Genomic DNA, 690 nt, shown 5'->3' with positions numbered 1-690 from the left:
CCAGAGGCCTTATCGATCGCCGTCTCACGGGACGACATCGGTCGCGTCACAGGATGCGTCGGTCGTCCGCGCTACGTTTCGAACGCGGTCGCGCGGCGTCGGCCTACGCGTCCAGCTCGTCGAGCTTCTGGCGGATCTCTTCGAGCTTGAAGTACGACGCGACCGCGAGGATGGTCGTGGGCCAGAGCCCGACGAACTGTCCGCGCTGTTTGTCTCCGCGGACGTAGTAGAAGTACAGGGCGAGCGCGACGGAGCCGATCGACGCGATCACGGCGGTTCCCAGTCCGTTCGCGTCGATATCGTCTACGACCTCGGTCGGAACGTCGTCTGAATCAACCATATATTCAGGTGGTTCTATAACCGTAAAGAGGTTTCCCCGGACCGGCTCAGCCGTTCGGACTCGACCCCTCCTGAGTCGGCCCTTCCGACGCGCTCCCCGGGTCGGAGTCGCGTTCCCGCGGCCCGGTCCGTCGGGTCTTCTTCCAAGTCGAGTAGACCTCCGCGAACGCCAAGGCGCTGAGCAGCACCCCGGCGCAGATCATCATCGTGTCCGCGTCGATGGACGCCATGTGTTACCGTACATCCTCGACAGGTAAATGCTCCACCGGCGATGCGCGTGGCTGACGCCCGGTCGGCGACGAGCCGCCGCCGACCGGTGCGCGGCCGCCGACAGAGGGAGAGGGCACGGCG

Annotated in this window: 2 protein-coding genes; both read right to left on the bottom strand. The window is 65.5% G+C overall.

From position 1 onward, the window contains the following. Nucleotides 1-103 precede the first annotated feature (103 nt). A complete protein-coding gene (locus EXE44_RS17210) occupies nt 104-340 on the bottom strand; it encodes a hypothetical protein (protein WP_092922035.1) in 237 nt (78 codons plus the stop codon). 46 nt (nt 341-386) lie between these two features. After that, complete coding sequence (locus tag EXE44_RS17205; RefSeq protein WP_092922033.1) at nt 387-569, bottom strand: hypothetical protein; 183 nt, start codon at nt 567-569, stop codon at nt 387-389. Nucleotides 570-690 lie beyond the last annotated feature (121 nt).

Origin of the sequence: Halorubrum sp. SS7, from assembly GCF_005435055.1 — an archaeon.
Taxonomy (GTDB): domain Archaea; phylum Halobacteriota; class Halobacteria; order Halobacteriales; family Haloferacaceae; genus Halorubrum; species Halorubrum salinarum.
Note: the sequence above shows the minus strand (reverse complement) of the source record. Positions and strands in the feature narration are given on the sequence as shown.